Here is a 16,463-nt window from a genome sequence, read left to right as displayed (position 1 = left end):
ACCATGCAAACCCGTGACGATATCTTCAACACCCTGCGCGATGCCCTGGTCGAGCTCTTCGAACTGGAGCCCGAGCGCGTCAGCCTCGAGTCCAACCTGTACGAAGACCTGGAAATCGACAGCATCGATGCGGTCGACCTGATCGACCACATCAAGCGCCAGACCGGCAAGAAAATCGCCGCCGAGGAATTCAAGTCGGTGCGCACCGTCAACGACGTGGTCGAGGCGGTCTACCGTCTGGTCCAGCCGGCCGCATGAGCCGGCTGATCGGCCTGGGCTTGTTGCTGGCCGGCCTGCTCTACCCCTTCGCGGTGTACTTCGGCATGGAGCATTTCGCTCCGTGGCAGTTCGGCCTGCTGCTGGGCGGCCTGTGGCTGGCCCGGGCGCTGACCGGCGAACGCCGCCCCGGCAGCCTGTGGATGGCCATTGCGGCGATCGCGTTCTGCCTGCTGCTGGCCTGGTTCGACAACCCGGCGCTGCTGCGCTGGTACCCGGTGCTGATCAGCGCCTTCATGCTCGGCCTGTTCGGCCTGAGCCTGAAATACGGCCCCCCGGTGGCAGAGCGCCTGGCCCGCATCAGCGAGCCGCAATTGCCGGAAAAGGCCATACGTTATACGCGCCAGGTGACCGTCGCCTGGAGCGTGTTTTTCCTCTGTAACGGAATGCTCGCCGCGGCCCTGACCCTGTGGGCGCCGCTGAGCTGGTGGACGTTGTACAACGGCCTGATCGCCTACGGGCTGATGGGCCTGCTGTTTGCCATTGAATGGCTGTTACGACAACGGGTAAGAGGCCGTAGATGAACTGGATTCCCCTTGAGCAGCTGTTGCTCAAGCTACATACGCCGCGAGCGGTCAGCGCCGCGCCGGCCATCGACCTGGGGGCCGTGCAGGAACAGGCCCTGAGCCTGGCCGCTGCTCTGCAAGCCCGTGGCGTACGGCGCCTGGCGGTGCACCTGGAAGACGCCGTGGAACTGGCGGTGGCCCTGCTCGGCGCCTGGCGTGCCGGGGCCAGCGTGCTGTTGCCCGCTGACCTGCAAGCCCAGACTCGCCAGCGCTGGTCGAGCGAAGTCGACCTGTGGCTGACCGACCAGGACACGCCCCTGCACCAGTTGCAGGCCAGCCCCCTGGCCCCGGCCGAGCTGGACCTGGACACCTGCCAGTTGAGCCTGTGCACCTCCGGCTCCAGCGGCGAACCCAAGCGCATCGAGAAGAACCTGCGGCAACTGGCCAACGAGGTCGTCGCCCTGGAACACCTGTGGGGCGCCGACCTGGGCCAGGCCTGGATCATCGGCAGCGTCGCCACCCAGCACATCTACGGCCTGCTGTTCCGCGTGCTCTGGCCACTGTGCGCCGGGCGGCCTTTTGTACGCCGCCAGCTGCCATTTCCCGAAGACCTGCAACGGGCCAGCCGCGAGTGCCCGACGTTTGCCTGGGTGGCGAGCCCGGCCCTGCTCAAGCGCATGGGCGACAACCTCGACTGGCCGGCCCTGAGCCAGGTACGGCGGGTATTTTCCTCCGGCGGAGCCTTGCCCGCCGAAGCGGCCAGCGGCCTGCACCAGCGCCTGCAGCAATGGCCGACGGAAATCCTCGGCAGCTCGGAAACCGGCGGCATCGCCTGGCGCCAGGGGCCAGGCCTGTGGCAGCCCTTCGCCGATGTACGGCTGAGCCAGGATGCCGACGGCGCGCTGTTGATCGCCTCGCCCTACCTGCCGGCCGGGCATGTGGAACACACGGCCGACGCCGCGCGGATCGCCGCCGACGGGCGCTTCGAACTGCTGGGGCGCCTGGATCGCATCGTCAAGCTGGAAGAAAAACGCATTTCCCTGCCCATGCTTGAGCAGGCCCTGGCCAGCCACGAATGGGTGGCGGAAGCGCGGCTCGGGGTGATCGAAGACAACCGCGCCTACCTCGGCGCCCTGCTGGTGCTCAGCGAGCCCGGCCTGCATGCCCTGCGCAACCAGGGCCGGCGCCACCTGACCCAGGCCCTGCGCCAGCACCTGGCCGGGCATTGCGAAGCCCTGGCCCTGCCCCGGCGCTGGCGCCTGGTGCGGCAACTGCCGCTGAACAGCCAGGGCAAGCTGCCCCAGGCGCAAGTCCAGGCCCTGCTGCTGGCTCCACGTCCGCAAGCCCCGGAAGTGCTGGAGCAACGGCAGCACGAGGAGGAGTGGCAGCTGCAACTGGCCATTCCGCCGGACCTGGCGTACTTCAGCGGGCACTTCCCCCAGACCCCGGTGCTGCCGGGGGTGGTGCAGGTGGACTGGGCCCTGGCCCTGGGCCAGCAACTGCTGGAGCTGCCGGGCCGCTTCGCCGGCATGGAAGTGCTGAAGTTCCAGCAACTGGTACGCCCCGGCGACCGCATCCAGCTGAACCTGCGTTTCGATGCCCAGCGCCAGAAACTGTATTTCGCCTACCTCAATGACGGGGCTCCCTGCTCCAGCGGGCGGATCGTCCTGGAGGCCAGCTGTGGATAAGTTGTACGGCGTCGCGCCCGGGATTCCCTGGCAAGCCAGCGCCTACGCTAAAGGGGCCCGCTGCCATGCATAAGCCTTGCGCGGTGATCCCGGTCTACAACCATGAAACCGCCGTGCCGGCGGTGGTCGAGGTGCTCCTGGCCCGCGGCCTGCCCTGTGTCCTGGTGGACGACGCCAGCAGCCCCCAATGCGCGGCGGTGCTGGAGCAACTGGCCGGCCTCGACCAGGTGTTCCTGATCCGCCTGGCGATCAACCAGGGCAAGGGCGGCGCGGTCATGGCCGGCCTGCGCGAAGCCGCGCAGCTGGGCTTCAGCCATGCCCTGCAAGTCGATGCCGATGGCCAGCACGACCTCACGGATGTGGATAACTTCATCCAGCACTCCCAGGCCCACCCCGAGGCGCTGGTCTGCGGTTATCCACAGTACGACGCCAGCGTGCCCAAGGGGCGCCTGTATGCCCGCTACCTGACCCACGTGTGGGTCTGGATCAACAGCCTGTCACTGCAGATTCCCGATTCCATGTGCGGCTTCCGGGTCTACCCCTTGCCACCGACCCTGGCCCTGCTGGACTCGGTGCAACTGGGCCGGCGCATGGACTTCGATCCGGAGATCCTGGTGCGCCTGGCCTGGCGCAACCAGCCCATGCGCTGGCTGCCGACCCGGGTCCACTATCCCCAGGACGGCCTCTCGCACTTTCGCCTGTTCCATGACAACGCGCTGATCTCGAAGATGCACGCCAAGCTGTTCTTCGGCATGTTGGCGCGCCTGCCGCTGATCCTCTGGCGCCGGTGGCGTCCATGAGCCAGGAGCAACCCAAGGAGCCCGGCAACGAACACTGGGCCGACCATCAGGAGCGCGGCAGCTTCTGGCTGATGAAACTCACCGCCCTGGGCGTGCGGGTGCTGGGGCGCCGGCTGCTGAGCCCGGTGCTGTACGCCATCGTGTTCTACTTCTTCCTGTTCGGCCGCCGGGCCCGGCGCAGCATCTGGCAGTACCAGCAGCACCTGGCCCAATGGAGCGGGCGCGACGAGTTGCGCCCCAGTCACTGGCGGGTGTTCGGCCAGTTCATGGCCTTTGCCGATGCCCTGCTGGACAAGCTCGACGTGTGGAACGGCAAACTGCGCATCGAACAGATCGAGATCGTCGACCCGGCGCAACTGCGCCACCAGCTGCGCGGCGAACGCGGGCAGATGCTGGTGGGCGCGCACCTGGGCAACCTGGAAGTGTGCCGGGCCCTGGCCGAGCTGGGGGAGCAGGTGACCATGAACGTGCTGGTGCACACCAAGCACGCCGAACGCTTCAACCGCCTGCTGGGCGAAGCCGGGGCCAGCAACCTGCGGCTGATCCAGGTCAGCGAGCTGGACCCGGCGATCATGCTGCAACTGAGCCAGCGCCTGGATCGCGGCGAATGGCTGGCGATTGCCGGGGACCGCGTGCCGCTGCACGGCGGGCGCAACGTGCGGGTGGATTTCCTCGGCCACCCGGCCGCCTTCCCCCAGGGCCCCTGGTTGCTGGCCGGGCTGCTCAAGTGCCCGGTCAACCTGCTGCTGTGCCTGAAACAGCAAGGCCGCTACCAGGTGATCCTCGAGCCCTTCGCCGACGCCGTGCAGTGGAAACGCAATGACCGCCAGCAGGTGATCGCCCAGTGGACCGCCCGCTACGCCGAGCGCCTGGGCCAGTACTGCCTGCAAGCCCCGCAACAATGGTTCAACTTTTACCCATTCTGGAAGACCGATGACGACCTCGACCCATGAGCCGGTAACCTTCGGCGAACACCCCCTGCGCATCGAAGACGTGCTGGCCCTGGCCAACCGCCAGGTGCCGACGCGCCTGCAAGGCGACGCCGCCTGGCGCCAGCGGATCGCCAAGGGCGCGCAGTTCCTCGATTCCCTGCTGGACAAGGAAGGGGTGATCTACGGCGTGACCACCGGCTACGGCGACTCTTGCGTGGTGGCGGTGCCGCTGCAGCACGTCGAGGCGCTGCCGCGCCATCTGTACACCTTCCACGGTTGCGGCCTGGGCAAGCTGCTGGACGCCCAGGCTACCCGCGCGGTGCTGGCGGCGCGCTTGCAGTCGCTGTGCCACGGGGTTTCCGGGGTGCGCGTGGAACTGCTGGAGCGCCTGCAGGCCTTCCTCGACCAGGACATCCTGCCGCTGATCCCGGAAGAGGGCTCGGTGGGCGCCAGCGGCGACCTGACGCCGCTGTCCTATGTGGCGGCAACCCTGTCCGGGGAACGCGAGGTGATGTTCCGCGGCGAGCGGCGTGAGTCCGCCGACGTGCACCGCGAGCTGGGCTGGGAACCGCTGGTGCTGCGGCCCAAGGAAGCCCTGGCGCTGATGAACGGCACCGCGGTAATGACCGGGCTGGCCTGCCTGGCCTTTGCCCGGGCCGACTACCTGCTGCGCCTGGCAACCCGCATCACCGCCCTCAACGTGGTGGCCCTGCAGGGCAATCCGGAACATTTCGACGAACGCCTGTTCGCCGCCAAGCCGCACCCGGGGCAGATGCAAGTGGCCGCCTGGCTGCGCCAGGACCTGGCCATCGACGCGCCGACCGCGCCCCTGCATCGCCTGCAGGACCGCTACTCGCTGCGCTGCGCCCCCCATGTGCTGGGGGTGCTGGCCGACAGCCTGAACTGGCTGCGCGGTTTCATCGAGACCGAGCTCAACAGCGCCAACGACAACCCCATCATCGACGCCGAGGCCGAGCGCGTGCTGCACGGCGGGCACTTCTATGGCGGGCACATCGCCTTCGCCATGGACAGCCTGAAGAACCTGGTGGCCAACGTCGCCGACCTGCTGGACCGGCAACTGGCCCTGCTGGTGGACGTGCGCTACAACCACGGCCTGCCGAGCAACCTTTCCGGCGCCAGCGCCGAGCGCGCCATGCTCAACCACGGCTTCAAGGCGGTGCAGATCGGCGCCAGCGCCTGGACCGCCGAGGCCCTGAAAAACACCATGCCGGCCAGCGTGTTCTCGCGCTCCACCGAGTGCCACAACCAGGACAAGGTGAGCATGGGCACCATCGCCGCCCGGGACGCGATCCGCGTGCTGGAGCTCACCGAACAAGTGGCCGCCGCCACCTTGCTGGCGGCCAACCAGGGGGTCTGGCTGCGCAGCCAGGAAGCCGATGCCCGGCCTTTGCCACCAGCCCTGGATGCCATGCACCGGCAACTGGCCGAGGACTTCGCACCGGTGATCGAAGACCGCGCCCTGGAGCACGAACTGCGCCTATGCCTGCAACGCATCGCCGAACAACACTGGAGGCTGCATGCGTAGCAAGGGAGTGATCCACGCCGACACCCAGATCCAGGTGCCCTTCTTCGACGTCGACACCATGCACGTCGTCTGGCACGGGCATTACGTCAAATACCTGGAGGTCGCCCGCTGCGCCCTGCTGGACAAGCTCGGCCACAACTACCAGCAGATGCTCGAATCCGGCTACGCCTGGCCGGTGATCGACCTGCAACTGCGCTACGTGCGCGGCGCGGTGTTCGGCCAGACCCTGAACGTGCGCGCCAGCCTGGTGGAGTGGGAAAGCCGGCTGAAGATCAATTACCTGATCACCGACCAGGCCACGGGCGAGCGCATGACCCGCGCCAGCTCGGTGCAGGTGGCCGTGGAGATCGCCAGCCGGGAAATGCAACTGGCCTCGCCCAAGGTCTTCACCGATGCCGTCGCGAGGGCCTTGCCATGAAGGTAGGAGCGAGCTTGCTCGCCAAGAGGGTCGGTCTGCCTGCCAGCTGCATGAGGCTGCGTACCGTGGTGCGGCGGTTCGCGAGCAAGCTCGCGCCCACGCTCTTGGTGCTCTGGTGTGTGCCGGGGCTGGCCCAGGCCTTCGACCTGCAACAGTTGAGCGATCAACTGTCGCGGCCGGAGGTGATCCACGGTCGTTTCATCCAGGAAAAACACCTGCGGGCCCTGCCCCAGCCATTGACCAGCAAGGGTCACTTCGTGCTGGCGAAAAACCATGGCCTGCTGTGGCTGCTGCAGACCCCGTTGCAACAGGACTACCGCATCACTGCCCAGGGCATCGCCCGGCGCGATGGCGGCGGCTGGCAGATGCTTCCCGGCAAGAGCGCCGGGGCCGAGCAGAACCGCCTGTTCCTCGCTGTGCTGCAAGGCGACAGCAGCGGCCTGCAGCGGGACTTCGAACTCAAGCTGCAAGGCAGCGCGCAGAACTGGCAGTTGCAACTGATCCCCCGCTCCCTGCTGCTGAAACAGATCTTCAACCAGATCAACATCGACGGCGGCGAGCTGGTGCAACGCATCGAACTGCTGGAAGCCCAGGGCGACCGCACTTTGCTGATCATGCAGGACAGCAGCAGCGCCCAGCCGCTCAGTGAAACGGAGCAACATGACTTTGCCGAGTGAACGCTGGCTGCCGCGGTTTTTCCTGATTCTGCTGACCCTGGTCCTGGCCCTCGGTGCCTGGCAATGGCGCCATGGCGCGCCGCTGTCGGCCAACCTCATGGAACTGGTACCCGGCACCGCCCCGGATGCCCTGGAGCAACAGGCCGAGCAACGCATGCAGGAACCGCTGAACCGGGAAATCCTAGTGCTGGTGGGGCATGCCGAACGTCAGCAGGCAGTGGCCATGGCCCGGCAACTGGCCGAGCAATGGCAGGCCAGCGGGTTGTTCGAGAAGGTCCAGTGGAACCTCCAGGCCGACCTGCCGGCGCTGCGCCAGCAACTGTTGCAGGGCCGCCTGGCGATGCTCGGGGCCAAGGATCGCGAGCAACTGGCCCAGCAGCCCCAGGCGTTTATCCAGCAACGGGTGCAGAGCCTGTTCGACCCGTTCGGCGGCTTTACCCTGGTGCCCAGCCAGGATGACTGGCTGGGCCTGACCGGACGCATCCAGAACAGCCAGCCGCAACACGGCGCGGTGCAGCTGGACATCGGCAGCGGCGCCCTGGTGGCCGAGGCCGACGGCCAGCACTGGGTATTGCTGCGGGCCCGCACCGGCGGCAACGCCTTCGACATGCAACTGCCTCTGCAAGTGGCTGACCTGCTGCGCCACAGCCGTGAGCAGGCCAGCCAGCAACAGGTACAACTGTTGGCCGCCAGCGGTTTGCTGTACGCCGCCAACGGCCAGCAACAGGCCACCCGGGAAATCACCTGGGTCGGCGGCGGCGCCACCCTGGGCATCCTTTTGCTGTTGCTGCTGGCCTTCCGCCGCTGGCGTGCCCTGCTGGCCTTCGTCCCGGTGCTGGTGGGCATGCTGTTCGGCGCCGTGGCCTGCGTGGCGCTGTTCGGCCGCATGCACGTAATGACCCTGGTGCTGGGGTCGAGCCTGATCGGCGTGGCCGTCGACTACCCCCTGCACTACCTGTCCAAGAGCTGGAGCCTGAAACCCTGGCGCAGCTGGCCGGCCCTGCGCCTGACCCTGCCGGGGCTGAGCCTGAGCCTGGCCACCAGTTGCATCGGCTACCTGGCCCTGGCCTGGACCCCGTTCCCGGCCCTGACCCAGATTGCCGTCTTCTCCGCCGCCGGCCTGGTGGGCGCCTACCTGGCGGCGGTGTGCCTGCTGCCGGCACTGCTCAAGGGAGTGCAACTGCGCCCGGCGCATTGGCCGCTGCAAGTGGCCCAAGCCCTGCTGCAGGCCCGCGCGGCCTTGCTCAAGCGGGTGCCCAGCCCGGTGCTGCTGGTATTGCTGGCGCTGTTCTGCGCCGCCGGCCTGTGGCAGCTCGAGAGCAAGAACGACATCCGCCAATGGGTCGGTGCACCGCCGCAGTTGCTGCAGGAAGCCCAGGCCATTGCGCGGATCACCGGCTATCAGCCCACCAGCCAGTTCTTCCTGGTGCGCGCCACCGATCAGCAGCAACTGCTGGAGCGCCTGGAGGCCCTGGACCTGCGCCTGCAACAGCTGGTGAACCTGGGCAAGCTCAAGGGCTACCTGTCGCTGAACCAGTTGCTCAGCCAACCGACCGAACAACAGCAGGTGCGCGAAGCCCTCAAGCAGTTGCCGCGTTTCTGGCAGCCGCTGCTGGACCTGGGGGTGCCCCTGGCCGCCCTGCAAGCGGAGCTGGAACAGCTGCAGCAATTGCCGGTGGAAGACCTCGACGCCGCGCTTTCCGGGCCGCTGGCCGAGCCCTATCGCCCGCTGTGGCTGGGAGCCAACGCCACCGGCGTGGCCGCCATGGTCAGCCTGCAGGGGCTGAACGACGCCGCCCTGCTGCGAATCCAGGCCGATGATCTGCCAGGGGTGCAACTGGTGGACCGCCTGGGTGAGCTGAACCGGGTATTCGCCGCCACCCAGGTCAGCGCCGCCGAACTCAAGCTGGCCTCCTGCGTGCTGATCGTGCTGCTGTTGATCCTGCCCTTCGGCCTCGGCGGCGCCTTGCGCCTGGTGGCCCTGCCCCTGCTGGCAGCCCTGTGCAGCCTGGCCAGCCTCGGCTGGCTGGGCCAGCCGCTGACCCTGTTCAGCCTGTTCGGCCTACTGCTGGTGACGGCCATCAGCGTCGACTACGCGATCCTCATGCGCGAGCAGATCGGCGGCGCTGCGGTGAGCCTGCTGGGCACGCTGCTGGCGGCCCTGACCACCTGGCTGTCGTTCGGCCTGCTGGCCATTTCCAGCACCCCGGCGGTGAGCAACTTCGGCCTGGCGGTCAGCCTGGGGCTGGGCTTCAGCTTCATCCTTGCGCCCTGGGCCGGCCACAGGCCGCACCCGGCGCCCGACGCAGAGCGTGCAGCATGCTGACCCTGCTGTTCTGGCTACTGGCCCTGGCGCTGTTTGCCCTGGCCACCCACATCTGCCGGCGCCTGGGCCTGATCCCGATTGTCAGCCAGCTGTTGCTGGCGACCTTCGGCCTGCCGCTGCTGATGCTGCTGTGGATCGAACCGCACTGGCAGCTAAGTGGTGCGCAGCTGGTTTCGCCGCAGTGGCTCAAGCATCTGTACAGCCTGAGCTTTGCCTTGCTGCTGGGGCATATCCTCAGTGACGTGATCGACCTGCGCCTGGACCGTCAGAGCCTGAAGATCGCCGTGCCGAGCTTTGGCATTCCCTTCGCCTGCGGCCTGGCCACCGCCTTCTGGCTGCTGCCGGCGCAACCCTGGATCAGCTCCCTGGCGGTCGGCCTGCTGTTCGCCATCACCGCGATCCCGGTGCTCTACCTGTACCTGCGGCACATCCAGTACCCGCCCGCCGCCACCCGGCGCCTGGTGCAGACCGCGATCCTCATCGACCTGGCCTGCTGGAGCCTGTTCGCCCTGGCCCAGGGTAGCCTGCACCTGAGCAGCCTGCTGCTGCCCCTGGCCGGCGCCTGCCTGCCCCTGGTGCTGCGCGGCCTGGGCCTGCGCCAGCCGCTGCTCTACAGCCTGGGCTTTTTCGGCCTGCTGGTGGTGGCCGAGCACTACCGGCTCAATGCGCTGATCTTCGGCATCGGCTACCTGCTGTGCATGGCCGCCCTCAAGCTGGCGCTGGTGCTGCCGTTACAGGCTGCCTGGATGAACCGCTTGCAGACCTACATCGCCATCCCGCTGATCCTGACCTTCGGCATCGTGCAGATCGATGTGCACAGCGCCATGGGCAGCCTCGGCTGGGTGCAACTGGCGGCCCTGCTGCTGTTGCCGATTGCCAGCAAGCTGCTGGGCAACTGGCTGGGCCTGGGCTGGGCCGGCGCTTCCTTTACCGGCGCCAGCCGCTGGCGGGAAAGCCTGCTGCTGAACATTCGCGGCTTGAGCGAGATCGTCTTTCTCAACCTGCTGCTGCAACAACAGTTGATCAGCCCGGCGCTGTACTTCGCGCTGATGCTCATGGGCCTGATCGCCACCCTGCTGCCGGCCCTGGCCGGAATGCACCGAACTCCCCAGGCGGCGCCCCACGCTGCCCCCTTGAACCTGAACATCGCCAAACCGGCAAGGAGCCCCAGTGCCAACAGTTGAAATGGAACGTCGCCAAGTCGTGGTGATCGGTGCCGGCCCCTCGGGGGCCATCGCGGCCGCGCTGCTCAAGCGCCAGGGCCACGACGTGCTGATCGTCGAGCGGCAACATTTCCCGCGTTTCTCCATCGGTGAAAGCCTGCTCTCCCACTGCCTGGATTTCGTCGAGGAAGCCGGGATGCTGGAGGCGGTGCAAGCCGCCGGCTTCCAGCTCAAGAACGGCGCGGCCTTCGCCTGGGGCGAGCACTACAGCACCTTCGATTTCGGCGACACCTTCAGCAATGGCAAGCCCACCACCTTCCAGGTGCAGCGCGCCGACTTCGACAAGCTGCTGGCCGACCAGGCCGCCCTGCAAGGGGTCGAGATCCGCTACGGCGAAGAGATTGTCGCGGTGGAGGTGGAGCGGCCCTTGCCACAGCTCGACTGCCGCCGTGAAGACGGCAGCCAGTACCGCATCGAAGCCGACTTCATCCTCGACGCCAGCGGTTACGGCCGGGTCCTGCCGCGCCTGCTGGAACTGGAAGCGCCGTCGAACTTTCCGGTACGCCGAGCGGTGTTCACTCATGTCGAAGACCGCATCGACTGCGAGCACTTCGACCGCAACAAGATCCTCATCACCACCCACCCCGAGCACCGCGACATCTGGTTCTGGAGCATCCCCTTCAGCAACGGCCGCTGCTCGGTAGGGGTGGTGGCCGCCCAAGAGCATTTCGCCGGGCGCGATGGCGACCTGGACGCCTGCCTGCGGGGCTTCATCAGCGAAACCCCGAGCCTGGCCAAGGTGCTGCAATACGCCGAGTGGGACACCCCGGCACGGACCATCGGCGGCTACTCGGCCAACGTCAGCACCCTGCATGGCCCGGGCTTCGCCCTGTTGGGCAACGCCGCGGAATTCCTCGACCCGGTGTTCTCTTCCGGGGTGACCATCGCCATGCGTTCCGCGAGCATGGCCGCCGCCGTGTTGCACCGGCAGTTGCAGGGCCAGGGCGTCGACTGGGCGACGGAGTTCGCCGAACCGCTGAAACGCGGCGTGGACACCTTCCGCTGCTACGTCGAGGGCTGGTACGCCGGTACTTTCCAGGACGTGATCTACCATCCGGGCAGTTCCCCGGAAATCCGCCGCATGATCAGCTCGATCCTCGCCGGTTATGCCTGGGATGAACGCAACCCTTTCGTCAGCGAGCCCAAGCGCCGGCTCAAGGCCCTCTCGGAAGTCTGTGCGAGGGACCGCGCATGAGTGAGCAAACCAGCCAGTACCTGAGTGACAGCTACGTCGAGGAAACCCGCTTCGGCTTCTGGTTCCTGCGCAGCCACACCTGGCAGCACCATGTGCTGCGGGTGGCGATCAATGACCTGCGCTCGCTGTTCGATGGCGAGCTGCCCCGGCATCCGGTGTTGCTGGACGCCGGTTGCGGCCAGGGCAAGTCGTTCCAGTACCTGCGCCAGGTGTTCGCCCCGCAGCGCCTGATCGGCCTGGACGCCGACCCCCATAGCCTCAAGCTCAGCGCCGAGGAAGCCCGGCGCCAGCAGATGCAGGTGGAGTTGATCGGCAGCGACTGCGCGACCCTGGAACTGGCCGACGCCAGCGTCGACCTGCTGTTCTGCCACCAGACCTTCCACCACCTGGTGGAACAGGAAAAAGCCCTGGCCGAGTTCTACCGGGTGCTCAAGCCCGGGGGTTACCTGCTGTTTGCCGAATCCACCGAGGCCTATATCGACACCTGGGTGATCCGCTGGCTGTTCCGCCATCCGATGCATGTGCAGAAAAGCGCCGCCCAGTACCTGCAGATGATTCGTCAGCAGGGCTTTGAATTCGGCCCGCAGAACGTGTCTTATCCCTACCTGTGGTGGAGTCGCGCCAAGGACTTCGGCCTGCTGGAGCGCTTCGGCCTGCGCCAGCCGCCGCCGGTGGGCCAGCGCGAGGAAACCCTGGTCAATGTGGTGGCCCGCAAGCCGCTCGCTCCCCCTGTTGCCGAGGAAGGTCCGTCCGAATGATCCGTGCCCTGCTGCTCGGTTGTGTCCTGTTGCTGAGCGCTTGCGTCAGTCAGGCTCCGCTGCCCGAGCGCACGCCCTCGCTGGTGCTGCCGTTGCAGCTCCACGTACAGCGCCAGCTTCAGGACCAGCGCCAGGACTGGCTGCTGGTGATCCAGGCCGAAGGCCCGGACCTGCGCTGGTCGCTGATGGACCCGCTGGGCATTCCCCAGGCCCGTCAGCGCCTGGTGGGCGGACACTGGCAGGCCGACGGCCTGCTGCCACCCAACCCGGAGGCCCGGGAGCTGTTCGCGGCCCTGCTGTTCGCCCTGACGCCTGTGGCCGAACTGCAGGCCAATTATCCGCACGCCCGGCAACAGGGCGCCCAACGTACCCTCGGCCCGCGCTGGCGAGTCGACTATCAACACGCTCTGGATTTCACCTTGAACCTGCCCCAAGGCCCGCACTACCACATCACGGCTCTGAGCACCGAGGCCACGCCATGACGGCTTACCTCAACGCCCTCGGGGTGATCTGCGCCCTGGGCCGCAATCGCCAGGAAGTCGCCCGCAGCCTGTTTGCCGGAGACTGCTCGGGCATGCGCGACGAAAGCCACTGGGTGCCCGAGCGTACCTTGCCGGTGGCGGCAGTGCGCAGCCCGCTGGCGGGCATGCCGGCGGGCCTCGAAGCCCAGAACAGCCGCAACAACCAGCTGCTGCTGGAGGCCACCCGGCAGATCGAAGGCGACATCCAGCAGGCCATCCAGCGCTACGGCCATGGCCGCATCGGCATCGTCCTGGGCACCAGCACGTCGGGCATCGACGAAGCCAGCCGGGGCATCGCCCGTTACCTGCAGGACCGGCAATTCCCGGCGGGCTACGACTACCGTCAGCAGGAGCTCAGCGCCCCGGCGAACTTCCTCGCCCAATGGCTGCAACTCTGCGGCCCGGCCTATGTGATTTCCACCGCCTGTACCTCCAGCGCCCGGGCCCTGATCAGTGCCCGGCGCCTGCTCGACCTGGGCCTGTGCGACGCCGTGCTGTGCGGCGGGGTCGACAGCCTGTGCAAGCTGACCCTCAATGGTTTCACAGCCCTGGAGGCGGTCTCCGGGCAACGCTGCAACCCCTTTTCCCGCAACCGCGACGGGATCAACATTGGTGAAGCGGCGGTGCTGTTCCTCATGAGCCGGGAGCCTGCCGGCGACGCCCCTGTTGCCCTGCTGGGCGGTGGCGCCAGCTCCGACGCCTACCACATTTCCGCCCCGGCCCCCGATGGCCGCGGCGCCCTGCAGGCCATGAGCCAGGCCTTGCGCAGCGCCGGCCTGCAGCCACAGCAGATCGGCTACCTGAACCTGCACGGCACCGCCACCCAGCACAACGACGCCATGGAAAGCCTGGCCGTGGCCCAGCTGTTCCCCGAAGGCGTGCCCTGCTCTTCGACCAAACCCATGAGCGGCCATACCCTGGGGGCCGCCGGGGCCCTGGAGGCGGCGTTCTGCTGGCTGGCCCTGAGTACCGACAACCCCGGCCTGGCGCTGCCGCCCCATGTCTGGGATGCCCAGGCCGACCCGTCTTTGCCGCCACTGCGCTGGGTCACCTCGGACGATCGCCTGGCCCCCCACGCACCGCGCCGCCTGATGAGCAATTCCTTCGCCTTCGGCGGCAACAACGTCAGCCTGATTATCGGAGACGCCCCATGATTGACTGGCCGCTCGCCGAGTTGCTGCCCCACGCCGGGGACATGATCCTCATCGATCAGGTCCTGGCCTTTGATGAAGAACAGATCCGCACCCGCCTCGAAGTTCGCCCCGGTGGCCTGTTCAACCGCCCCGACGGCAGCCTGCCGGCCTGGGTCGGCGTCGAGCTGATGGCCCAGAGCGTGGCCGCCTACGCCGGTTGCCGCGCCCGCCAGCAAGGCTTGCCGGTGGAGCTGGGCTTTCTTCTGGGCACCCGCAAATTCGAATGCAATGTCGAGCACTTCCCCCTCGGCAGCACCCTGGAAATCCATGCCCTGCGCTCTCTGGAAGACGACAACGGCATGGGCGTGTTCGAGTGCCACCTCAGTGGCCCCGGCATCTCCGCCAGCGCGCGCCTGAACGTGTTCCGTCCGCCCCAGGCCGCCGACTACCTGCATGAAACACCTGCCTCTTCTACAGGAACACCGTCATGACTGACTCCGTACTGGTCACCGGCTCCAGCCGTGGCATCGGCCGTGCCATCGCCCTGCGCCTGGCCCGGGCCGGGTATGACCTGGTGCTGCACTGCCGCAGCGGCCGCACCGAAGCCGAAGCCGTCAGGGGCGAAGTCCAGGCCCTGGGCCGCAGCGCCCGCGTCCTGCAATTCGATGTATCGGACCGGGAGGCCTGCCGGGCTGCCCTGGAGGCCGATGTCGAAGCCCATGGCGCCTATTACGGCGTGGTGCTCAACGCCGGCCTGACCCGCGACGGCGCCTTCCCGGCCCTCAGCGAAGAGGACTGGGACCAGGTGCTGCGCACCAACCTCGACGGTTTCTACAATGTCCTGCACCCGGTGATGATGCCCATGATCCGCCGCCGCGCAGCCGGGCGCATCGTCTGCATCACCTCGGTCTCGGGGCTGATCGGCAACCGTGGCCAGGTCAACTACAGCGCCTCCAAGGCCGGCGTGATCGGCGCCGCCAAGGCCCTGGCCATCGAGCTGGGCAAGCGCAAGATCACCGTCAACTGCGTGGCCCCGGGGCTGATCGACACCGCCATGCTGGATGAAAACGTGCCGGTGGAAGAACTGCTGAAAATGATTCCCGCGCAGCGCATGGGCACCCCGGAAGAGGTGGCCGGCGCGGTGAATTTCCTGATGTCCGCCGAAGCGTCCTACATCACTCGCCAGGTGCTGTCGGTGAACGGGGGCCTGTGCTGATGAAACGTGTGGTCGTCACCGGCATGGCCGGCATCACCTCCCTGGGCAGCGACTGGGCCAGCATCGCCGAGCGCTTCGGCGCCAACCGCAGCGGCATCCGGCGCATGGACGAGTGGGACAGGTTCAGCGAACTCAACACCCGCCTGGCCGGCCCCATCGATGACTTCCAGGTGCCCGGGCACTGGACCCGCAAGCAGCTGCGCAGCATGGGCCGGGTTTCGCGCCTGGCCGTGGGCGCCGCCGAGCAGGCCCTGGCCGACGCCGGGCTGCTGGGCGACCCGTCGATCAAGGACGGGCGCATGGGCGTGGCCTGTGGTTCTTCCACCGGCAGCACCGACGAGATCAAGGCCTTCGGCAACATGCTGCTCAACTCGGTGGCCGAGGGGCTCAACGCCAACTCCTACGTGCGCATGATGCCCCACACCACCGCCGCCAATATCAGCATCTTCTTCGGCCTGACCGGGCGCCTGATCCCTACCTCCAGCGCCTGCACCAGCGGTAGCCAGGGCATCGGCTACGCCTATGAGGCGATCAAGTTCGGCCGCTTGCCGCTGATGCTCGCCGGCGGCGCCGAGGAACTGTGCCCCACCGAAGCCATGGTGTTCGACGCGCTGTATGCCACCAGCCTGAAGAACGATGCGCCGCACACCAGCCCGCGCCCCTACGACAGCGGCCGTGACGGCCTGGTGATCGGCGAAGGTGGCGGCATGCTGGTGCTCGAGGAGCTGGAGCACGCCCTGGCCCGTGGCGCGCGCATCCACGCGGAAATCGTCGGCTTCGGCAGCAACGCCGACGGCCAGCACACCACCCGCCCCGAACAGAGCACCATGCGCCGGGCCATGGAGCTGGCGCTGGAGGATGGGGCCCTGGCCCCGGAGGCCATCGGCTACGTCAACGGCCATGGCACCGCCACCGAGCAAGGCGACATCGCCGAGACCCTGGCCACCAGCAGCCTGTTCGGCAGCCGCATGCCCATCAGTTCGCAGAAGAGTTTCCTCGGCCACACCCTGGGCGCCTGCGGCGCGCTGGAATCCTGGTTCAGCATCGAGATGCTCAACCGCGACCTCTATGTGCACACCTGCAACCTGGATCAGGTCGACCCCCGCTGCGGCGAGCTGGACTACCTGCAGGGAGGCTTTCGCGCCATGAGCCACGAATACGTGATGAACAACAACTTTGCCTTTGGCGGCGTCAACACCTCGTTGATCTTCCGCCGCTGGTCCTGATGCCCCACCTCACTGGAGAAAT

At 67.4% G+C, this 16,463-nt stretch carries 17 protein-coding genes; all 17 read left to right on the top strand.

Features of this window, described 5'->3' with window-relative positions:
* Positions 1-3: 3 nt before the first annotated feature.
* The 17 genes from AC1RGE_RS27000 (at position 4) to AC1RGE_RS26920 (ending at position 16,441) form a co-directional block, all read left to right on the top strand.
* A complete protein-coding gene (locus AC1RGE_RS27000) occupies positions 4-258 on the top strand; it encodes an acyl carrier protein (RefSeq protein ID WP_011058850.1) in 255 nt (84 codons plus the stop codon).
* Entirely contained in the window at positions 255-800 is a 546-nt protein-coding gene (locus AC1RGE_RS26995) for a COG4648 family protein (protein WP_011058849.1), read from the top strand. The genes AC1RGE_RS27000 and AC1RGE_RS26995 overlap by 4 nt, the downstream gene beginning before the upstream one ends.
* Positions 797-2,470: an ApeI family dehydratase gene (locus AC1RGE_RS26990; RefSeq protein WP_103407679.1), complete on the top strand. Its 1,674-nt coding sequence runs from the start codon at positions 797-799 to the stop codon at positions 2,468-2,470. Before AC1RGE_RS26995 ends, AC1RGE_RS26990 begins: the two co-directional genes overlap by 4 nt.
* Positions 2,471-2,535: 65 nt before the next feature.
* Positions 2,536-3,270, top strand: a complete 735-nt coding sequence (locus AC1RGE_RS26985; protein ID WP_041774040.1) for a glycosyltransferase family 2 protein — start codon at positions 2,536-2,538, stop codon at positions 3,268-3,270.
* Positions 3,267-4,223 carry a lysophospholipid acyltransferase family protein gene (locus AC1RGE_RS26980; protein WP_011058847.1) on the top strand — a complete coding sequence of 319 codons (957 nt, stop codon included), beginning with the start codon at positions 3,267-3,269 and terminating at the stop codon, positions 4,221-4,223. The genes AC1RGE_RS26985 and AC1RGE_RS26980 overlap by 4 nt, the downstream gene beginning before the upstream one ends.
* The gene (locus AC1RGE_RS26975) at positions 4,204-5,748 is read left to right on the top strand and encodes an HAL/PAL/TAL family ammonia-lyase (RefSeq protein ID WP_015633884.1); all 1,545 of its coding nucleotides are present in this window, start codon (positions 4,204-4,206) and stop codon (positions 5,746-5,748) included. The genes AC1RGE_RS26980 and AC1RGE_RS26975 overlap by 20 nt, the downstream gene beginning before the upstream one ends.
* On the top strand, positions 5,741-6,166 hold the full coding sequence (locus tag AC1RGE_RS26970; RefSeq protein ID WP_011058845.1) for an acyl-CoA thioesterase: 426 nt from the start codon (positions 5,741-5,743) through the stop codon (positions 6,164-6,166). The genes AC1RGE_RS26975 and AC1RGE_RS26970 overlap by 8 nt, the downstream gene beginning before the upstream one ends.
* Complete coding sequence (locus AC1RGE_RS26965) at positions 6,163-6,843, top strand: outer membrane lipoprotein carrier protein LolA (RefSeq protein WP_019095194.1); 681 nt, start codon at positions 6,163-6,165, stop codon at positions 6,841-6,843. The genes AC1RGE_RS26970 and AC1RGE_RS26965 overlap by 4 nt, the downstream gene beginning before the upstream one ends.
* Positions 6,827-9,169, top strand: coding sequence for an MMPL family transporter (locus AC1RGE_RS26960; RefSeq protein WP_103291204.1), 2,343 nt, complete (start codon positions 6,827-6,829; stop codon positions 9,167-9,169). The genes AC1RGE_RS26965 and AC1RGE_RS26960 overlap by 17 nt, the downstream gene beginning before the upstream one ends.
* Positions 9,163-10,353, top strand: a complete 1,191-nt coding sequence (locus tag AC1RGE_RS26955; RefSeq protein WP_492585334.1) for a cation:proton antiporter — start codon at positions 9,163-9,165, stop codon at positions 10,351-10,353. Before AC1RGE_RS26960 ends, AC1RGE_RS26955 begins: the two co-directional genes overlap by 7 nt.
* Positions 10,340-11,587, top strand: coding sequence for an NAD(P)/FAD-dependent oxidoreductase (locus AC1RGE_RS26950; RefSeq protein ID WP_015633880.1), 1,248 nt, complete (start codon positions 10,340-10,342; stop codon positions 11,585-11,587). Before AC1RGE_RS26955 ends, AC1RGE_RS26950 begins: the two co-directional genes overlap by 14 nt.
* Positions 11,584-12,345, top strand: coding sequence for a class I SAM-dependent methyltransferase (locus tag AC1RGE_RS26945; RefSeq protein WP_019095190.1), 762 nt, complete (start codon positions 11,584-11,586; stop codon positions 12,343-12,345). Before AC1RGE_RS26950 ends, AC1RGE_RS26945 begins: the two co-directional genes overlap by 4 nt.
* On the top strand, positions 12,342-12,827 hold the full coding sequence (locus tag AC1RGE_RS26940) for a hypothetical protein (protein ID WP_015633878.1): 486 nt from the start codon (positions 12,342-12,344) through the stop codon (positions 12,825-12,827). The genes AC1RGE_RS26945 and AC1RGE_RS26940 overlap by 4 nt, the downstream gene beginning before the upstream one ends.
* Complete coding sequence (locus AC1RGE_RS26935; RefSeq protein WP_492585332.1) at positions 12,824-14,020, top strand: beta-ketoacyl-[acyl-carrier-protein] synthase family protein; 1,197 nt, start codon at positions 12,824-12,826, stop codon at positions 14,018-14,020. Before AC1RGE_RS26940 ends, AC1RGE_RS26935 begins: the two co-directional genes overlap by 4 nt.
* Positions 14,017-14,490 (top strand): hotdog family protein, encoded by a 474-nt coding sequence (locus AC1RGE_RS26930; protein ID WP_152685893.1) that lies wholly within the window; start codon positions 14,017-14,019, stop codon positions 14,488-14,490. Before AC1RGE_RS26935 ends, AC1RGE_RS26930 begins: the two co-directional genes overlap by 4 nt.
* Positions 14,487-15,215, top strand: coding sequence for a 3-oxoacyl-ACP reductase FabG (fabG, locus tag AC1RGE_RS26925; RefSeq protein WP_011058836.1), 729 nt, complete (start codon positions 14,487-14,489; stop codon positions 15,213-15,215). The genes AC1RGE_RS26930 and fabG overlap by 4 nt, the downstream gene beginning before the upstream one ends.
* Positions 15,215-16,441, top strand: a complete 1,227-nt coding sequence (locus tag AC1RGE_RS26920) for a beta-ketoacyl-ACP synthase (RefSeq protein ID WP_262211964.1) — start codon at positions 15,215-15,217, stop codon at positions 16,439-16,441. The genes fabG and AC1RGE_RS26920 overlap by 1 nt, the downstream gene beginning before the upstream one ends.
* The last annotated feature ends 22 nt before the right edge of the window (positions 16,442-16,463 follow it).

The sequence above is a fragment of the Pseudomonas sp. GW823-FHT02C05 genome, assembly GCF_058797595.1.
This window is presented reverse-complemented; position numbering and strand designations above follow the sequence as displayed.